The sequence below is a fragment of the Aeromicrobium sp. genome, assembly GCF_037719875.1.
Taxonomy (GTDB): domain Bacteria; phylum Actinomycetota; class Actinomycetes; order Propionibacteriales; family Nocardioidaceae; genus Aeromicrobium.
Map to the genome: position 1 here is coordinate 77,010 of NZ_JBBJMJ010000009.1, position 16,881 is coordinate 93,890.

17 protein-coding genes are annotated in these 16,881 nt (G+C 68.2%); 9 read left to right on the forward strand and 8 right to left on the reverse strand.

Annotated features, from left to right (window positions below; translation table 11 throughout):
• Nucleotides 1-11: 11 nt before the first annotated feature.
• Genes WKF39_RS10405 through WKF39_RS10420 form a run of 4 tightly spaced genes read right to left on the reverse strand, consistent with a single transcriptional unit; the run spans nt 12 to nt 6,197 of the window.
• On the reverse strand, nt 12-2,591 hold the full coding sequence (locus WKF39_RS10405; protein WP_340388064.1) for an AMP-binding protein: 2,580 nt from the start codon (nt 2,589-2,591) through the stop codon (nt 12-14).
• A complete protein-coding gene (locus tag WKF39_RS10410) occupies nt 2,588-3,634 on the reverse strand; it encodes an ABC transporter ATP-binding protein (protein WP_340388066.1) in 1,047 nt (348 codons plus the stop codon). The genes WKF39_RS10405 and WKF39_RS10410 overlap by 4 nt, the downstream gene beginning before the upstream one ends.
• Entirely contained in the window at nt 3,631-5,124 is a 1,494-nt protein-coding gene (locus tag WKF39_RS10415) for an iron ABC transporter permease (RefSeq protein WP_340388068.1), read from the reverse strand. Before WKF39_RS10415 ends, WKF39_RS10410 begins: the two co-directional genes overlap by 4 nt.
• Before the next feature lie 59 nt (nt 5,125-5,183).
• Nucleotides 5,184-6,197: an iron ABC transporter substrate-binding protein gene (locus WKF39_RS10420; RefSeq protein WP_340388070.1), complete on the reverse strand. Its 1,014-nt coding sequence runs from the start codon at nt 6,195-6,197 to the stop codon at nt 5,184-5,186.
• A gap of 96 nt (nt 6,198-6,293) precedes the next feature.
• Here WKF39_RS10420 and WKF39_RS10425 point away from each other — a divergent pair, with 96 nt between their 5' ends.
• On the forward strand, nt 6,294-6,665 hold the full coding sequence (locus WKF39_RS10425; RefSeq protein WP_340388072.1) for a hotdog domain-containing protein: 372 nt from the start codon (nt 6,294-6,296) through the stop codon (nt 6,663-6,665).
• Nucleotides 6,666-6,840: 175 nt separating this feature from the next.
• On the opposite strand, the gene rsrA is transcribed toward WKF39_RS10425, so the two are convergent.
• The 4 genes from rsrA to WKF39_RS10445 all read right to left on the reverse strand — a co-directional run bounded on the left by rsrA (nt 6,841) and on the right by WKF39_RS10445 (nt 9,366).
• Complete coding sequence (gene rsrA, locus WKF39_RS10430; RefSeq protein WP_340388074.1) at nt 6,841-7,110, reverse strand: mycothiol system anti-sigma-R factor; 270 nt, start codon at nt 7,108-7,110, stop codon at nt 6,841-6,843.
• 79 nt (nt 7,111-7,189) lie between these two features.
• Nucleotides 7,190-7,819: a sigma-70 family RNA polymerase sigma factor gene (locus WKF39_RS10435; protein WP_340388076.1), complete on the reverse strand. Its 630-nt coding sequence runs from the start codon at nt 7,817-7,819 to the stop codon at nt 7,190-7,192.
• A 122-nt stretch (nt 7,820-7,941) separates the two neighbouring features.
• Nucleotides 7,942-8,673 (reverse strand): SOS response-associated peptidase, encoded by a 732-nt coding sequence (locus WKF39_RS10440; RefSeq protein WP_340388078.1) that lies wholly within the window; start codon nt 8,671-8,673, stop codon nt 7,942-7,944.
• Between the two features lie 39 nt (nt 8,674-8,712).
• The gene (locus WKF39_RS10445; RefSeq protein ID WP_340388080.1) at nt 8,713-9,366 is read right to left on the reverse strand and encodes a hypothetical protein; all 654 of its coding nucleotides are present in this window, start codon (nt 9,364-9,366) and stop codon (nt 8,713-8,715) included.
• A gap of 126 nt (nt 9,367-9,492) precedes the next feature.
• Between WKF39_RS10445 and WKF39_RS10450 the strand changes: the two genes are divergently transcribed.
• The 8 genes from WKF39_RS10450 to arfB all read left to right on the forward strand — a co-directional run bounded on the left by WKF39_RS10450 (nt 9,493) and on the right by arfB (nt 16,810).
• Nucleotides 9,493-11,106 carry a sigma-70 family RNA polymerase sigma factor gene (locus WKF39_RS10450; RefSeq protein WP_340388082.1) on the forward strand — a complete coding sequence of 538 codons (1,614 nt, stop codon included), beginning with the start codon at nt 9,493-9,495 and terminating at the stop codon, nt 11,104-11,106.
• 45 nt (nt 11,107-11,151) lie between these two features.
• On the forward strand, nt 11,152-11,637 hold the full coding sequence (locus WKF39_RS10455) for a DoxX family protein (RefSeq protein ID WP_340388084.1): 486 nt from the start codon (nt 11,152-11,154) through the stop codon (nt 11,635-11,637).
• 21 nt (nt 11,638-11,658) lie between these two features.
• The gene (gene aroA, locus WKF39_RS10460; protein WP_340388086.1) at nt 11,659-12,945 is read left to right on the forward strand and encodes a 3-phosphoshikimate 1-carboxyvinyltransferase; all 1,287 of its coding nucleotides are present in this window, start codon (nt 11,659-11,661) and stop codon (nt 12,943-12,945) included.
• A gap of 263 nt (nt 12,946-13,208) precedes the next feature.
• Nucleotides 13,209-14,198 (forward strand): ribosome small subunit-dependent GTPase A, encoded by a 990-nt coding sequence (gene rsgA / locus WKF39_RS10465; RefSeq protein ID WP_340388088.1) that lies wholly within the window; start codon nt 13,209-13,211, stop codon nt 14,196-14,198.
• Between the two features lie 49 nt (nt 14,199-14,247).
• A complete protein-coding gene (locus tag WKF39_RS10470; protein ID WP_340388090.1) occupies nt 14,248-15,165 on the forward strand; it encodes an inositol monophosphatase family protein in 918 nt (305 codons plus the stop codon).
• A 77-nt stretch (nt 15,166-15,242) separates the two neighbouring features.
• The gene (locus tag WKF39_RS10475) at nt 15,243-15,674 is read left to right on the forward strand and encodes a CBS domain-containing protein (RefSeq protein ID WP_340388092.1); all 432 of its coding nucleotides are present in this window, start codon (nt 15,243-15,245) and stop codon (nt 15,672-15,674) included.
• 145 nt (nt 15,675-15,819) lie between these two features.
• The gene (locus WKF39_RS10480) at nt 15,820-16,410 is read left to right on the forward strand and encodes a PadR family transcriptional regulator (RefSeq protein ID WP_340388094.1); all 591 of its coding nucleotides are present in this window, start codon (nt 15,820-15,822) and stop codon (nt 16,408-16,410) included.
• Entirely contained in the window at nt 16,400-16,810 is a 411-nt protein-coding gene (arfB, locus tag WKF39_RS10485) for an alternative ribosome rescue aminoacyl-tRNA hydrolase ArfB (RefSeq protein WP_340388095.1), read from the forward strand. Before WKF39_RS10480 ends, arfB begins: the two co-directional genes overlap by 11 nt.
• The last annotated feature ends 71 nt before the right edge of the window (nt 16,811-16,881 follow it).

Genomic DNA, 16,881 nt, shown 5'->3' on the forward strand with positions numbered 1-16,881 from the left:
CGGGGTGGCGGTCAGACGGTCGACATCGTGGGCGCGCGTCCGGGACGAGCCGACTCACCGTGGCCATCAGCGCCAACGTCACGCCGGCGGAGCCGGGCCGTGGCGAGGGCTTGACGGACAAAGAGGCTGAGTGACTCCCAGACGTACTTGTAGGCCAGGCCGCCGGCCACCGACGCCAGCACCGCGAGCAGGGGGACGCGATCCTCGAGGTGAGGATAGATCTGCCATTGCGTGAGGTAGATGTACAGCGATCCCGCAGCCAACGCTGCCAGGACTCGTGCCGCCCAGCGCGGCACGGCAACTGCCCGCACCCACACCAGCACCAGCACGCCGGCAATGACCAGACCCTCACGGTGCGGGTCGTCGAAGAATCCGGCAACCGACACCACCGCTGCGAGAGACACCACGATCCGCTGCCACCGCGTGCTCGCGACGCCGACCGCCCAACCGAGGGCGAAGCACCAGAGGACGATCGAGGGCGTGTAGCGCTCGGTGGCCCCGGCCTCCACCCCGGCGAGGGCATAGCGGAGCGCCAATGAACCGGCCAGGACCACCAGCGCGAAGGCGAAGGGCTCTCGGCGCTCGGCTGTGTGCAGCCATGGCACGGCGAGCACGAGCAGCGTGGCGACCTGGATCCAGATGACCGCCTCGAGGAACCAGAACTGCCACTGGACCGTCCATGAGTTCCTGCCCTGGAGTCCGTTGAGCAAGAAGACCGTGTCGGCGTGATAGGTGCCCAGCACCACGGCGACTGCGCCGACCCACACCACGCAGGGCAGGGCCAGCTGCAACGCCGCGCCGAGCCCGCTGCGGACTCGGGCAGCGCGCGGCCGATCGGTCAGCTGGAACCGGGCGAAGTTGTAGCCGACGACGGCAAGCAGCAGGTGCGCGCCTCCGGGGATCGTCCAGAGGTTGGCATGCGTACCCAGCACCAGGAGGATCGCGAGCCCGCGCAGGACGATCGAGGTCTCCAGCCGGATGCCGCGTCTCCTCGGCTCGTGGGTCGCCACGAGCTCGCGGATCGGGGTGCGGTGCCAGTTGGGAGGGGTCGCGATCCCCAGGTCACCCAGGCGGACAGAGAGCTCCACGTATGACAGCGAGTCGCCCCGAAGCGTGGTGAAGCTGTCATCGGTCGTGGCGTCCGGACGACCCAGGAGATTGGCGAACAGATCTCGCACATCATCGGCGTGCGGCAGGTCCGTCGGCCGGGCCGAAGGTGTCGCAGAATCCGCCAACATCCGCGCCTGACGCTCGAGCGAGGCGTGGTCGACCTTGCCGTTGGCGGTGCGCGGAGTCTCCCGCAGACGGTCGACGGAGACCACATCTCGCGGCAGACCACAGTGGGCCGCGATCGCGAGGCGCGCGGCCACGGCGTCGGTGTGCCAGTCGACGAATGCCTGGATCCCGTCCCCCACCGAGACGCACGTGGCGGGGTGGCCGCGCTCGGCCGTCATCCGCTCGACCTCATCCAGGTCGATCCGCAGTCCGAAGACCTTCGCCACCCGGCTGCGACGGCCTACCCACTCGTACGTGCCGTCCTCGTGCTGCCGGGCGAGGTCGCCGGTCCGGAGCTCGGCCAGATCTGCGCCGCGGGCGAGGTCGGCCGTGGACCGCGCATATCCCATCATGACGTTGGGACCCGCGTAGACCAGCTCGCCGACGCCGTCTGCCGACTCCGGGACGGGCTCGATCCTGAACGAGCCGCCGGGGATCGGCACGCCGAGCGACTCCGGCCTGACGGTCGCCAGATCCGCTGGGAGATAGGCCATCCGGGCAGTCGCCTCGGTCTGGCCGTACATCGCGAAGAAGTCCCAGCCCCGCTGCCTGCCGAGCCGTGCATAGGCGGCGATCCGTTCCGGTGCCAGTCGCCCGCCAGCCTGCGTGATGTGCCGCAGCGAGGGCAGATCACGCTCCGCGAAATCCGCCGAGTCCAGCAGGTCGAATGTGTATGGCACGCCTGCGAACGAGGTTGCGCCTGCGTCCGCTGCCAGATCCCACAGGCACGTGTCGACGACGGACCCGTCAGTGACGATGAGCCCGGCACCACTCAAGAGGTGGCTGTTGACCACCGACAGGCCGTAGCAGTAGTGCATCGGGAGGGTCGTGAGCCCGCGGTGCGTCTCGTCGATGTGCAGGTAGTCGGCGATGCTGAGGGCGTTGCTCACGACGTTGTCGTGGGACAGGCGTACGAGCTTGGCCGAACCGGTCGACCCGGACGTCGACAGCAGCAGCGTCAGGTCCGGGTGCAGGGCGTGGCGCGAACCGGCCCGACGCTCCAGGAAGCCCTCGGCCGGATCGAACACCACGTCGGGGTCGTAGGCGTCCACGACGGACGCGAGATTGACCTGGCTGTCCCCCGGCACCAGCAGCACGGCGTGCCCGTGGGCCATCGCGGAGAGATAGGCAATCAAGGCCTCGGGTGTGTTGGCGCCGCCCACCACGACGAGGCGTTTGTCATCGGTCAGCACGGCGTGGTGCTCATCGACCCGGTCGGCGACGTCCGCGTGAGTCAGGACCGAACCCGGTGAGATCAGGGCCGGCCGGGTGCCATGACTACGGAGGGCGGCGAACCGGTTGCGATGGGTGATCACACAGCACCCCCTGAAGTGACGTAGACAGCAACCGCGCCCGTCACACTCACCGTCACGATCTCGCCGACGACCGGAAGGTCCGACCCGGCCACCCGCGCGTCGACTGGCGAGCCGTCGTCCAGGAGCGTCAGGCGCACCGTTGCGTCGTGCCCGAAGTAGCTCACGTCCTCGACGCGGGCCCGTGGACCGGTGTGGCCCGCGGCCTGCAGGACCAGCTGCTCGGGACGAACCAGGATCTCGACGGCGCCCTGCGGCCCATCTGCAGGCACTTCCAGTCGGCCCAGCGCGCTGGTGGCGACGCCCGCGGTCACCGTGGCAGGCAGCACGACGACGCTACCGACGAACCCGGCGATCGCCGGGTCGGCCGGCGACCGGTAGAGATCGACCGGAGCGGCGAGCTGGGCGACGCGCCCGTCCCGCAGGACCGCGACCTGGTCGCAGAGTGCGAGGGCCTCATCCTGGTCGTGCGTCACGAGGATCGCGGTTGCGCCGGCGGCCCGCAGTGCATGCACGACCGCCTTGCCTGTCTCGACCCGCAGCCCGGCGTCGAGGGAGGAGAACGGCTCGTCGAGCAGCACGACTCCCGGCCGGGGTGCGAGGGCGCGGGCCAGGGCCACGCGCTGCTGCTGGCCGCCAGAGAGCTGATGGGGCTGCCGATGCCGGAGGTCGGGGTCGAGGCCGACCAGCTCGAGCACGGCATCCAGGTCGAAGGACCGGCGCGCAGCACCGCGGATGCCGAAGGCGATGTTGGCTGCGACGTCCAGGTGTGGGAAGAGCGCACCCTCCTGCGGCACGTAGCCGATGCCACGCCGCTGCGCCGGCACACCACGACCGTCGGAGACGAGCGACCGGCCACCGACCCTGATCGAGCCGGCATCGGCGTCAAGGAATCCCGCGATGATCCTCAGCAGAGTGGTCTTGCCGCCGCCGGACGGTCCGAGAGCTCCCACGATCGAGCCCTCGGGCAGGTCGAGGTCCACGCCGTCCAGCACCCGGTTGCCGCCGTACGACTTGGTGATCCCCGAGATCACAAGACCCGTCATGCCGCACCACCCAGCGAGGGGCGACGACTCAGCAGGTAGGTCGCCGGCAGCGAGATCAGCACCATGAGGAGCGCGTAGGGCGCGGCCGCCCCATATGCCACCGACGACGAGCTCGACCAGAACTGCGTCGCCAGCGTCGTCGTGCCGATTGGCGAGAGCAGGAGCGTTGCGGTCAGCTCGGTCGTGACGGCGAGGAAGACCAGGGCGCAGCCCGCGCCGATACCGGGGGTGATCAGCGGCAGGGTCACTCGCCTCGCCGTGGTCAAGGGCCCCATGCCGAGCCCATGGGCGACGTCCTCGAGGACCGGCGGTGACTGCTCGACCGCCGACCGTACGCTCACGAGTGCGCGTGGCAGGAACATGATCGCGTAGGCCGCGAGCAGCAGGCCGTAGGTCTGGTAGACCGCGGGGACATAGTTGATCGACACCGTGACGAGTGCTAGCGCAACGACGATGCCTGGCAGTGCGTTGGCGACATAGGTGCTGCGCTCGAGCGTCGTCGACACCTTGGATCGGAACCGCACGGCGAGCCAGACCACAGGGATCGACAAGGCAACGGTTATCGCCGCGGCAACCAACCCCAGCCCGACCGACGTGCTGGCAGCCGACGCGATGTCAGCGGCCGGGAACGCTGTCGACGAGCCCACGATCATCCAGTGGATGAGGCTGTAGACCGGCACGCCGAGTGAGGCGCCGGCGAGGGCGACCAGCACCGCGAGCGCCGGTACGCGCCATCGTCCGAGACGGACCGGATCGGCATGCCGAACCGCTCCGCTCCCGACTCGCGAGAACCTGCGGTCCGACCGGAGTCGCAGGTCGACCATCAACAGGACCAGGCAGCACAGGACGAGCACGGAGGCGATGACATTGGCCCCGGCGCTGTTGAAGGATGAGCTGTACTGGTCATAGATCGCAGTCGTGAATGTCGGGAAGCGCAACATCTGCAACGCCCCGAACTCGGCCAGCAGGTGCAGGCCGACCAAGAGGGATCCGCCGATCATCGCGGGCCGCAGCTGAGGCAGCACGACCCGCGCAAAGGTCTGCCCAGGACCGTTGCCGAGTGAACGTGCGACCTCCTCCAGCGCCGGGTCGAGGCCGCGGAGAGCGGCCGCGGTCGGGAGATAGACGAGGGGAAAGTAGGACAGCGTCACCACCAGCAGCGCCCCGCGGAATCCCTCGACCCCGGGTGCCAGGGATGACCAGCCATAACTGTTGACGAACGCTGGAATGGCCAGCGGTGCTGCTGCCAGGACGTGCCACAGGGCCCTGAACGGCACGTCGGTGCGCTCCACGACCCAGGCGCACCCGACTCCCAGCACAGCGCTCGCCAGACACCCCGCGACCACCAGGCGCACCGTGTTGGAGAGCAGCTCGCCGACCCGCGGCCTGACCAGCAGGTCCCAGATCTCGCGGCCCCCCAGCGATGCCCCGTAGACCACGATGAACCCCAGCGGGATCAGCGCGAATCCTGCGACGACCGCCGAGATCACGAGGAGGGAAGGAGGAGCCGCGCCCCGCCTTCCCCGTCGTGTCGTCATCCGCGTGCCGATCAGAGGAATCCGGCGTCCTCGAGCAGCGAGATGACCGTGGGTCCGTTGAGGGACGAGAGGTCGACGACCGGCGGCTCGAGCTCGGTCAGCGGCTTCACGTCGCGGCCCAGGTCGACGTCGGGGTTGAGCGGATATTCCAGCGCATAGCTGTCCGCCAGCGCCTGTTGGCCCTCGGCGCCGGCGAGGAAGGCCACGAACTTCTGCGCATTCGCCTGGTTCTTGCCGGCCTTGAGGACGCCGGCACCGGAGACGCTCACGAACGCGCCGGGATCCTGGTCGCCGAAGAAGTGCAGCGCCGAGTTGTCGCTGTTCTCGCCGGCCTCCTCCTGGTCCCGATACCAGTAGTAGTGGTAGATCACGCCGGTGTCGATCGTCCCGGCGTTGACCTCCTTGAGCACGACGTTGTTGCCCTGGTAGACCGTCCCGTTGGACTTCAACCCGGCGAGCCAGGCCTTGGTGGCTTGCTCACCCTTCAGCTCCAGCACGGCACTGACGATGGCCTGGAAGTCGGCGCCGGTCGGCGAGAACGACACCTTGCCCTTCCACGCCGGGTCGGCAAGGTCAAGCAGCGAGTCGGGCAGATCGGACTCGGTGACCTTGTCCTTGTTGTAGACCAGCACCGTCGAACGAGCAGTGAATCCCATCCACTCCCCGCTCGCGGCCTCGTACTGCGCAGGCACCAGGTCGAGCGTCGAGGTGTCGAGGCGGCTGAGCAGGCCCTTGCTCTCGACGAGGGACATCGCCGGGGAGTTCTCGGTGAGGAAGACATCGGCAGGCGATGCCTTGCCCTCCTGCACGAGCTGGTTGGCCAGCTCGAAGTCGGCGCCGTTGCGCAGCTTGACCTCGATGCCGGTCTTCTTGGTGAAGGCCGGGGCGAGCTCGGTCAGCAGCTCTTCGTGCTGGGCGTTGTAGACGGTGATCGACGGTCCATCGTCTCCAGCGCCTCCGCACGCTGCCAATGGCATCACTGCCAGCATGGCCGCCACACCGGCGAAAAGGCGTTTGGTCGCCACGTCGATCTCCTTTGACTCAGGTATGCCTTACCTTAAACGATGCCTCTTGCGGTCCTTCTCGAACCCCTCCCCCGGTCCTCGACGTACCGTGTGCCCATGGAAACCGCGAGCGTCACGCACACCGTCACCGACGACGACACCGCGCGAGCTCTCGGGAGCGGGGATCTGGAGGTCCTCGCCACACCCCGGGCCCTCGCCTGGTGCGAGCAGGCGACCTGTGCGGCCCTGAAGCTCGATCCGGCTCAGACGAGCGTCGGCACCCGGGTCGACCTCGAGCATCTTGCGGCCAGTCCGGTCGGCACCGAGGTGACCGCGACCGCGACGGTCGTGCACACCGATGGCCGACTCGTACGTTTCCAGGTCGCCGCCCACGACACCGGCGGCACGCTGCTCGCGACCGGGGAGATCCGCCGGGTCATCGTGGACCGGGAGCGATTCCTGGCTCGGATCACGCCTGTGGGAGACTGAGGAGTCGACTTCGGAGGAGGAACACCATGGGCAAGACCGGCCGCAAGCGTCGTGCGCGTCGCAAGAAGGGCGCCAACCACGGCAAGCGCCCCAACGCGTGAGCTGTGCACGAGCAGACAAGAAATCCCCGTCCGATGGACGGGGATTTCTTCGTCTGGAGGGCTCGGCAGCCGAGCTAGGTCGCGCGCTGCTCGGTGATCTCGATCTGCACCGTGCGAATCGAGAAGAGCACCTTGTCGCGCAACGGCTCGGGCGCCACCTCGGTGCAGGACCGCGACACCAGCGACTTGACCACGCGCTCGAGGTCGTACTCACCCAGGCAGCCGGAGCACTCGTCGATGTGCGACTGGATCTCGGCGCAGCTCGCGGTGTCGATCTCCTGGTCGATGAACAGATAGAGGTTGTCCAGCGCCTTCTCGCAGTCCGGTCCGTCGCACTCGCTCATTTCGTCACCGCCCCGGAAAAGGCACAGTGGGACGACGACGAAATGATCGCAGCCACAAGATTCACTCGCTGGCGCTCGCTCATGGCTTGTCACCGGCTCCGGTGACGGCCATGCCGCGATCACGCGCGTAGTCGGAGAGCATCTCGCGGAGCATACGGCGACCACGGTGCAGCCGCGACATGACGGTGCCGATCGGCGTGTCCATGATCTCGGCGATCTCCTTGTAGGGAAATCCTTCGACATCGGCAAGATAGACCGCGTAGCGGAAGTCGTCGGGCAACGCCTGAAGCGCATCCTTGACGTCGCTGTCAGGGAGGTGCTCGAGCGCCTCCATCTCGGCGGACTTGAGGCCGCTCGACCCGTGGGACTCCGCACGGGCGATCTGCCAGTCCTCGATCTCATTGGTGACCTGCTGCGGCTGACGCTGCTTCTTGCGGTAGGAGTTGATGTAGGTGTTGGTCAGGATGCGATAGAGCCAGGCCTTGAGATTGGTCCCGGGCCTGAACTGGTGGAACGCGCTGAACGCCTTGGCGAACGTCTCCTGGACGAGGTCCTCCGCGTCGTGCGGGCTGCGGGTCATGCGCAGCGCGGCGGAATAGAGCTGGTCGAGGAAGGGCAGGGCATCGGCCTCGAAGCGGGCCTGCTGCTGCTCCGGGGTCTCGGTCTCGCGCGGGTCGGCGCTCTCGGGGGTTTCGCCGGTGACGGTCATCGCCTCCAAGCCTACTCCCGGCTCCGGGGGCCTGCTGAGGGGCGTGATCGACCTCTCGGCACCATGTTGTGCATATGTGAGCATCTGACCTCCTGAGGGGTTCAACCGCCAGGAGGGGCCCGCTATTCCGGTGGCAGCGGGACGATCAGCTCGGGCCCGTTGTTGCGCACGTTGTTGACCGCGGTCGACACCGCGAACGCGTCGAGCCGACCGGGGGCGGCCGGGATGAGGAGCTCGAGAAGCTCGTCGGTCGGACGTGGAGCGGGATCGAGCCAGGCATCGAACGCCTGCTTCTCGAGGAACAACGGCATCCGATCGTGCACGTGGCCGAGGTCGTCCTCGGCGGTCGTGGTCAGGATCGTGAAGCTCGTGACCCACTCATCGGACTCGCGGTCCTTCCAGAACTCGTAGAGCCCGGCCATCGCGAGCATCGACTGGTCCTTGGGGGTGATGTAGAACGGCTGCTTCTTGGGCTTCGCCTCACCCTCACGAGGTTCCCCGGCGTACCACTCGTAGTAGCCGTCGGCCGGCAGGAGCCCCCGTCGTCTGGCGAACGCCTTTTTGAACGCCGGCTTCTCAGCGGCGGTCTCGGTGCGCGCGTTGATCATCCGGTTGCCGATCGACGGATCCTTGGCCCAGCTCGGGATGAGTCCCCACCGCGCCGTCATCAGCTCACGCTGTGGTGGCGCGGCGGCGGCGAGCTCTGGGGGACGTCGCCCGATGACCAACGGCGCGAGCTTGGTCGGCGCCATGTTGTAGTCCGCCTCGAGCTCCACGAAGGAGTTGGCGAGGTCGACCTCGAAAGCCCGGTTGAGCGACGCCGAGGTCTGGGTCGTTGCGTAGCGCCCACACATGTCGCCCAGCCTATGCCGCAGGACCGACAGGGTGGGAGGTCATTCCGAGAGGCCGGCCAGCACCTGGGCGACGCCGTCTGCAGAGCTCGGCAGGTGCTCGACCCACAACCGCGGTCGCTGACATCCGCCCAGTGCCCGTTCGAGCAGCATGCCGAGCAGACTGATCGTGAGCACGTCGGTGCGGTCGGAGCGGACAAGTGCTGCGAATCGCCGGGGTGAGACCTGGGCGACCGTCTCGTCACCGGTGAACACGGCCCGCATAGCCTCTGCCACCTCGAGCGCCCGCAGTGAGACCTCCAGCTCGTGACCGACCCGGCCGCGGGGCAGCTCGACGACCACGAGTGCACTCGTCTCGGCGACCCGGCGCCCAGAACACTCTGCTCCCCGATAGATCTCGGCGAGTCGGGACCGGACGTGCGGCATCGTGGCCAGTGACGTCAACGGGTCCTCGCACGACACATCAGCACGGAGGATCAAGGCATGATCGGCCCAGGCGAGGGCGGCTGCGCGGGTCGCCGCGAACGACGGATCCCGCCCGGCATACGCCCGCTCCACGTGATCCATGACCTCGTGGAGCGGGATGCCCAACTGTGCTGCACTCGCTCCCACCTCGTGTGCAACATCAGCGATGTCCAGCCGGCCGTCCCGGACGGCGTCCTCCAGGAGCGCAACGTTCAAGCCCGAGCCGAACATGTGATGCTCCCTTCGCGATCGGACAGGAATGAGACGGATCAACCGGAGGCTCATGACGCGATTGCGGGAGGGCCATTCGTGACCGCACCGTGGCTGCATCGTTGTGCCTCTCGGAGGAGTCACGAGATGTCGAACACGCGCAGGGCAGAGCTCGAGTCGAGCGACGCCGAGCTGATCGGCGCCGTGCGCGATGGTGGGACCGAAGCCTACGGCGAGCTGTTCGGCCGTCACCGGGATGCCGCGACTCGCCTGGCGCGCCAGCTGGTGCGCGGGCCCGATGCCGACGACCTGGTCGCCGAGGCATTCGTCCGCGTCCTCACCGTGCTGCAGTCCGGCCGAGGGCCCGACGAGTTCTTCCGCGCCTATCTCCTGTCGTCGATCAGGCGGTTGCACATCGACCGCGTCCGCCATGAGAAGAGGGTCATCCCGACTGCTGACGACGATGCGCTGGATCGCACTGTCGAGTTCGTCGACCCCGCAGAGATGCGGTTCGACCAGCGCGCAGCGGCAGAGGCCTATGCATCGCTCCCCGAGCGCTGGCAGCTCGTCCTGTGGCACCTCGATGTCGAGGGCCACAAGCCCGCGGACATCGCCCCACTGCTCGGAATGAGCGCTAACAGCGTCTCGGCGCTCGCATATCGAGCACGCGAGGGGTTGCGCCAGGCATATCTGCAGGGCCAGCTCGCCCCCAGCCTGCATGCCAGCTGCCGCACAGCCATCGGGATGCTCGGTGCGTACGTGCGCAAGGGCCTGTCCCATCGCGACACTGTCCGGGTCGAGTCGCACCTCGACGAGTGCACCCGGTGCACGGGCCTCCAGCTCGAGCTGTCCGAGATCAACTCCCACCTCTCCGGCATCCTCGGCCCGGCGCTGCTCGGTTCGCTTGCTGGCGGCTACCTGAGTGGCAGTGGTGCCGCCGCGCTCGCCGGTACGGGGGCCGCGGTCGGCTCCAAGGGTGTCATCGGTACAGCCATCGAGTCGGTCCTCGCTCCGGTCAAGATCGTCGGTGCCACCGCCGCCGGAGCCAGCACGCAGGGCATCGCCGCGGTCGCTGTCGTCATCGCGGTCGCAGCGGTGGGCACGGTCGCAGTGACCGCCGATCGAGGCGCGCCGGCAAGGGAGGAACCGCGGGTCTCAGGCTCGCGCGACAGTCCCGCACCCACGACTCCCGCGCCCACGACGTCAGAGCCGACGCAGGCTCGACCAGAGCCCACCGTGACAGCTCCCGCGCAGACGCCGTCGCCGACGACATCACCCGATCCCGATCCAGTGAAGCCGAACCTCGAGGTCACCCCGCCACGAGCTGAGCTGCCAGAGCCGCTCGGGAGCGGAACCGGGATCGCGGTGCGGCCGAGCCAGCCGACCGACTACGCGATCTCGGCCGTCCAGATCACACGTGAAAGCTTCCTGCAGCGGCTCTTCGAGATCACGATCCGTGCCGACAATCCCGGCCGAGCCAAGCCCCAGACGGTGACCGTCATGCTGGCGTTCGACCACCGGGTCCGGTTCCGGGGCGCGCTCAGCGCCGCGTGGGATTGTGGTCCGGTCGTACGCAACCAGAGCCTGCGCACCCTGTCGTGCTCGCGCCGACTCGATGCAGGAGAGGGGACGACCTTCGACTTCAGGGTCAGGGGGTTGGAATCCAGCGGCACCGTCACGGTCAGCGCGGTCGACGATCCAGTCGCGGACAACAACTCGGTCACCTTCGGCCCCGGCCCCGGCCTCTGGCCGACGGCTTGACCTACCCGGGGTTGCCTCAGCGCACAGGTCCGGTATGAATGAACCATGACCCTCCTGCGTACGGTGGCCCGCCCGATGCTCGCCTCGATGTTCGTCTACGGGGGCGCCCAGGCGCTCAAGGATCCCGGTCCCCGCGCGGCCAAGGCCCAACCGGCCGCCGACCTGATCAAGAAGTTCGCGCCCGAGCTGCCGGTCAACGGTTCCAACCTGACCCGCCTCAACGGGGCTGCCCAGCTCGCCGGCGGCCTTGCCCTCGCGACCGGCCGGTTCCCGCGTCTGGCTGCCTTTGCCCTTGCTGCGACGTTGCCCCCCACGACTCTGGCTGGTCACCAGTACTGGAACGAGACCGACCCCGGGGCACGGGCCAATCAGCGCATCCACTTCCTGAAGAACGTCTCGATGACCGGCGGGCTCCTGATGGCGACACTTGACCCCGAGCCCCACAAGAAGTTCATCGGCCGACGCGCCAAGGACAAGGTCTCCGAGGCCGCGTCGTCCGTCGCCGACCAGATCGATCACCTCCGCGGCTGACGCGCCGATAGGCTGGCAGCAATGACTGCCCCACTGCCTTGGCTCGCCCCCTTCCGCGACTCACCCTTCGAGGGTCAGGTGCTGGTCCCCGGATCCAAGTCGCTGACCAACCGCGTCCTGATCCTCGCCGCGCTCGCCGACGGGCCCTCGGTGCTCACGCGGCCGCTGGGATCGCGTGACACCAACCTGATGCTCGCGGCACTCACGGCACTGGGCGCCACGATCGAGCGCGATGGCACGACGTGGACCGTCACGCCTTCCGCGTGGGACCGCACCGAGGCCACCGAGGTGGACTGCGGGCTGGCCGGCACGGTCATGCGGTTCGTCCCGGCGGTCGCCGCAATCGGCCGGGCGCCTGTGACATTCGACGGTGACGAGCACGCCCGCGTACGCCCCATGGGCACCACGATCGCGACCCTGCGCGACCTTGGTGTCGAGATCGACGATGGTGGACGCGGCGCCCTGCCGTTCACCGTTCACGGCGCGGGACAGGTAGTCGGCGGCCAGCTCGAGATCGATGCCTCCGCGTCCAGCCAGTTCGTCTCGGCCCTGCTGCTGGCCGGGTCGCACTTCGACAAGGGTCTGGAGCTCCGGCACGTCGGCACGGCACTTCCCTCGATGCCGCACGTCGACATGACGGTCGCCGAGCTCCGCCGTCGCGGCGTCCACGTCGAGACCGACGGGCCCAACAGCTGGTACGTCCACCCGGGACCGATCGGCGCCCTCGACGTCGAGATCGAGCCCGACCTGTCCAATGCCGGAGTCTTCATCGCCGCCGCGCTCGTCACCGGCGGGTCGGTCCGGATCCGCAACTGGCCCGAGAAGACCGACCAGGCCGGCGATGCGTGGCGCACGATCGCCCCGGCGTTCGGTGGCACGGCCGATCGCGACGGCGCCGATCTGGTGTTCCGCGCCGGCGCGACGCTGAACGGCGTCGAGCTCGACCTGCACGACGTCGGCGAGCTGACCCCGGTCATCGCTGCCATCGCCGCCCTGTCCGGCGGGCCGTCGAGCCTGACCGGCATAGCTCATCTGCGAGGGCACGAGACTGATCGGCTCAAGGCCATCGTGACCGAGGTCAACCGTCTGGGCGGCGATGCCGAGGAGCTGGCAGACGGCCTCCTGATCCGCCCCCGCCCACTACGAGGCGGGACGTTCCACACCTACGACGACCACCGGATGGCCCACGCGGGCGTGGTCCTCGGCCTGCGTGTGCCAGAGCTGTTCGTCGAGAACGTCGTCACGACGGTCAAGACCTATCCCAACTTCGCCCCGGTCTGGGAGCGCTTGATGATGAAGAACACGTAGAGACGCATGCTGACATGAGAGAGCGCCAGCGAGCGACCAACAACACAGCGCTCATGCCTCCACGTCCGTACCGTGGGCCTTCGACGGTCGGGGTGGCATGAGAGAGCGCCAGCGAGCGACCAACAGCACAGCGCTCATGCCTCCACGTCCGTACCGTGGGCTTTCGACGGTCGGGGTGGCATGACAGAGCGCCAGCGAGCGACCAACAGCACAGCGCTCATGCCTCCACGTCCGTACCGTGGGCTTTTGACGGTCGGGGTGGCATGAGAGAGCGCGACGACGAGCACACGCAGTTCGAGCGGCCGCGTCGGCACACCAAGCCACGCACCAAGGTCAGGCCCAACTACGACGACGCCGACACCGCGCGGGTCGTGACGATCGACCGTGGCCGCTACACCGTGACGCTCGACGAGGACGGCCGAACCCTCACCGCGATGAAGTCGCGCAACCTCGGCCGCAAGGGTGTCATCGTCGGCGACGAGGTCAAGGTCGTCGGAGACGTCACCGGCGACACGGGTTCGCTGGCGCGGATCGTCGAGGTCCACCCGCGGCGGACCGTGCTGCGCCGGACTGCCGATGACGACGACCCCATCGAGCGCATCATCGTCGCCAACGCCGATCAGCTCGTGATCGTCGCCGCGCTGGCCGATCCCCCGCCCCGCGCCGGGCTGATCGACCGTTGTCTGGTCGCCGCGTTCGACGCCGGCATGGAGCCGCTCGTGTGCCTGACAAAAGCCGACCTCGGCTCGCCCGCCGAGCTCGTCGCGATGTTCGAGCCGCTGGGCGTACGCGTCGTGGTCACACGGCGCGACGGTGAGCTGGACGCCATCCGCGATGCCCTGCGCAATCGGGTCAGCGTGCTCGTCGGCCACAGCGGTGTCGGCAAGTCGACCCTGGTCAACGCCCTGGTGCCGGACGCCAACCGCTCGGTCAGCTATGTCAATGCGGTGACCGGGCGCGGGCGTCACACCTCGACGTCGGCGATCAGCCTCGAGCTGCCGTTCGGCGGCTGGATCATCGACACCCCCGGGATCCGGTCGTTCGGCCTCGCACACGTGCAGATCGACGACCTCATCCGGGCGTTCCCCGACCTGCAGGATGCGGCCCGGCACTGCCCCCGGGGGTGCCTGCACTCGGCGACCGAGCCGGAGTGCGCGCTCGACATCGCGATGGCCGACGGGGGCCTGGCGCCGGAGCGGGTCGAGTCGTTCCGGCGCATCCTCGCGAGCATGAACCACAAGGACGACTACTGACCGTGTGCCCACCGTCGTTTTGGGCTGCGAACGCCGTACTCTGAGGGTCATGGCTCACTCGTACAACGACGATCTGCGCCTCGCTCACGTGCTCGCCGACAACGCCGACAACCTGTCGATGGACCGTTTCGGCGCGATCGACCTGCAGGTCGACACCAAGCCCGACATGACTTACGTGACCGAGTCCGACGAGGCCGTCGAAGCCGCCATCCGGCGCACCCTCAAGTCCGCCCGCACCCGCGACATCGTGCTGGGCGAGGAGCACGGCGAGGTCGAGGGGTCGGGCGGCGCCGGTGGTCGTCGCTGGATCGTCGACCCGATCGACGGCACCGCCAACTTCGTCCGCGGCGTGCCCGTGTGGGCGACCCTGATCGCGCTCGAGGAGGACGGTGAGATCATCGCCGGCTGCGTGTCGGCACCAGCCCTCGGCCGCCGCTGGTGGGCCAGCAAGGGAACCGGCGCCTACACCGGCAAGTCGCTCATGGCCTCCCGCGAGATCCGGGTCTCCCGGGTCTCCGACCTCGGCAGCTCCTCTCTCTCTTATGCCTCGATGGGCGGCTGGGATGCCATCGGCAAGGGTGAGGCCTTCGCCGCGTTGATGCGTCGCTGCTGGCGCACGCGCGCCTACGGCGACTTCTGGTCCTACATGCTGCTCGCCGAGGGCGCGGTCGACATCGCCGCCGAGCCCGAGCTTAAGGTCTGGGACATGGCCGCGCTCGACATCGTGGTCCGTGAGGCCGGTGGCACGTTCACCAGCCTTGCCGGTCAGCCCGGGCCGTGGGGTGACAACGCGCTGGCCACCAACAGCCGTCTGCACGACGCTGCCATGGCCTATCTCGGGCACTTCCCCGACCAGGGCCCGCCCGACCCGTCGTGGACCGACGAGCCCGAGGACGACGTCAGGTCAGAGCCGGACAACGTACGCAGCTTCGACTTCACCCGAGAGCAGGCCGAAGACGCGCCCTGAGCGCGGGTCTCACACCCTCGCGTTCGCCCACCTGCAGGACTACGCTGCGATGAACTGACCGAAGGAGTGTGTCCCGTATGCGCGTGAGCGATGTCCTGGCTTCCAAGGGAAGCGATGCCGTCTACACCATCACCCCGGATTCGACCGTCCGCGAGCTCCTGGACGTGCTGGCCGACCACAACGTCGGTGCGCTGGTCGTGAGCGATGACGGCAAGGCGATGCTGGGCATCGTGTCCGAGCGGGACATCGTCCGCAAGCTCCGAACCGCCGACAACGCACGTGACATGACGGTCGCCGAGATCATGACGACCGACGTCCAGCTCTGTGGGCCGGAGGACTCCTTCGGCGGCCTCATGGCGATCATGACCGAGCACCGCGTCCGCCACATCCCGGTGCTCGACGACGGCGTCCTGGTCGGAGTCGTCAGCATCGGCGATGCGGTCAAGTACCGCATGGAGCAGCTCGAGTTCGAGCGCGACCAGCTCAACAACTACGTCGCCGGTGGCTGACCCCGGCCAGTGATGCACACTGTGCCCGGCCCCCGCTCTGGAGGCCGGGCACTTCTGCGTCGTTCGCCTTCTCTATCTTGACTATCGACCCATTGACGATATATCGTTTAACTATCGATAGTGTATCTAGAAGGTGGGTATCCCCATGCGAAGCAATGACTTCCCAGAACAGCGCCGCCCGGCCGATCGTCGGCGCGGCAGACACAACCCAGACCGCGACTTCGGTCGCGAATTCGGCTTCGGACCCGGATTCGGCGGCCCCGGTCGCCCACGTGGTCGCCGGCGGGGCGGGCGAGGCGGAGATGTCCGCGCCGCGGCACTCCTGCTCCTCAGTGAGCAGCCACAACACGGCTATCAGCTGATCCAGGAGATCGGTGAGCGGTCGAACGGCAGCTGGACCCCCAGCCCCGGTTCGATCTATCCCGTGCTCCAGCAGCTCGAGGACGAGGGACTCCTCACCTTCGAGCGGGTCGACGGCCGCAAGACCGCCACCTTGACCACCGAAGGCACCTCGTACGTCGAGGAGAACCGTGAGCAGCTCGGCACCCCGTGGGAGGACTCGCACGGCGGTCCCGACCACGAGATGCGCGAGTTCTCGCACAGCCTCAAGGGATTCGTCAACGCCTGGAAGCAGGTCGCGCAGGCCGGCACGCCCGCGCAGCGCGAGAAGGCCACGATCGTGGTCGAGGACGCACGGAAGGCGATGTACCGCATACTTGCGGACGATGAGTCATAACGGACGCCTGTCCCTGCCCGAGAGCGAGATGACCTGGCGGTTCTCTCGCTCTTCGGGCGCCGGCGGCCAGCATGTCAACACCAGCGACACCCGCGTCGAGCTGATCTGGTCACTCACCAGCACCACCGCGCTCTCCCCCGACCAGAGGCAGCTTGCCGCCCAGCGGCTCAGCAACCGCCTGATCAGCGGGACGATCACCGTCGTCTCGTCGCAATATCGCTCACAGCACCGCAATCGGGAGGCTGCCCGCGTACGCCTCGAAGAGCTCGTGTCCCACGCGATCGTCCCTCCCAAACCTCGGCAGGCCACTCGGCCGAGCCGCGCGTCGAAGCAGCGCCGGATCGACGCCAAGAAGCGTCGCAGCTCGCTCAAGCAGGGCCGCTCCTCGTCGTGGGAATAGGCGGTTGACCCGCCCTGCTGCTGCTCACGTGATTGGCTTGCGCTGTCGCGGGTATGCCCTCGACACACGCT

Excerpts from the sequence above, each read along its gene's own strand:
- WKF39_RS10410 (WP_340388066.1), bottom strand. The coding sequence starts at position 3,634 with ATGACGGGTCTTGTGATCTCGGGGATCACCAAGTCGTACGGCGGCAAC.
- WKF39_RS10425 (WP_340388072.1), top strand. The coding sequence starts at position 6,294 with ATGGAAACCGCGAGCGTCACGCACACCGTCACCGACGACGACACCGCG.
- rsrA (WP_340388074.1), bottom strand. The coding sequence starts at position 7,110 with ATGAGCGAGTGCGACGGACCGGACTGCGAGAAGGCGCTGGACAACCTC.
- WKF39_RS10435 (WP_340388076.1), bottom strand. The coding sequence starts at position 7,819 with ATGACCGTCACCGGCGAAACCCCCGAGAGCGCCGACCCGCGCGAGACC.
- WKF39_RS10440 (WP_340388078.1), bottom strand. The coding sequence starts at position 8,673 with ATGTGTGGGCGCTACGCAACGACCCAGACCTCGGCGTCGCTCAACCGG.
- WKF39_RS10445 (WP_340388080.1), bottom strand. The coding sequence starts at position 9,366 with ATGTTCGGCTCGGGCTTGAACGTTGCGCTCCTGGAGGACGCCGTCCGG.
- WKF39_RS10450 (WP_340388082.1), top strand. The coding sequence starts at position 9,493 with ATGTCGAACACGCGCAGGGCAGAGCTCGAGTCGAGCGACGCCGAGCTG.
- WKF39_RS10455 (WP_340388084.1), top strand. The coding sequence starts at position 11,152 with ATGACCCTCCTGCGTACGGTGGCCCGCCCGATGCTCGCCTCGATGTTC.
- aroA (WP_340388086.1), top strand. The coding sequence starts at position 11,659 with ATGACTGCCCCACTGCCTTGGCTCGCCCCCTTCCGCGACTCACCCTTC.
- rsgA (WP_340388088.1), top strand. The coding sequence starts at position 13,209 with ATGAGAGAGCGCGACGACGAGCACACGCAGTTCGAGCGGCCGCGTCGG.
- WKF39_RS10470 (WP_340388090.1), top strand. The coding sequence starts at position 14,248 with ATGGCTCACTCGTACAACGACGATCTGCGCCTCGCTCACGTGCTCGCC.
- WKF39_RS10475 (WP_340388092.1), top strand. The coding sequence starts at position 15,243 with ATGCGCGTGAGCGATGTCCTGGCTTCCAAGGGAAGCGATGCCGTCTAC.
- WKF39_RS10480 (WP_340388094.1), top strand. The coding sequence starts at position 15,820 with ATGCGAAGCAATGACTTCCCAGAACAGCGCCGCCCGGCCGATCGTCGG.
- arfB (WP_340388095.1), top strand. The coding sequence starts at position 16,400 with ATGAGTCATAACGGACGCCTGTCCCTGCCCGAGAGCGAGATGACCTGG.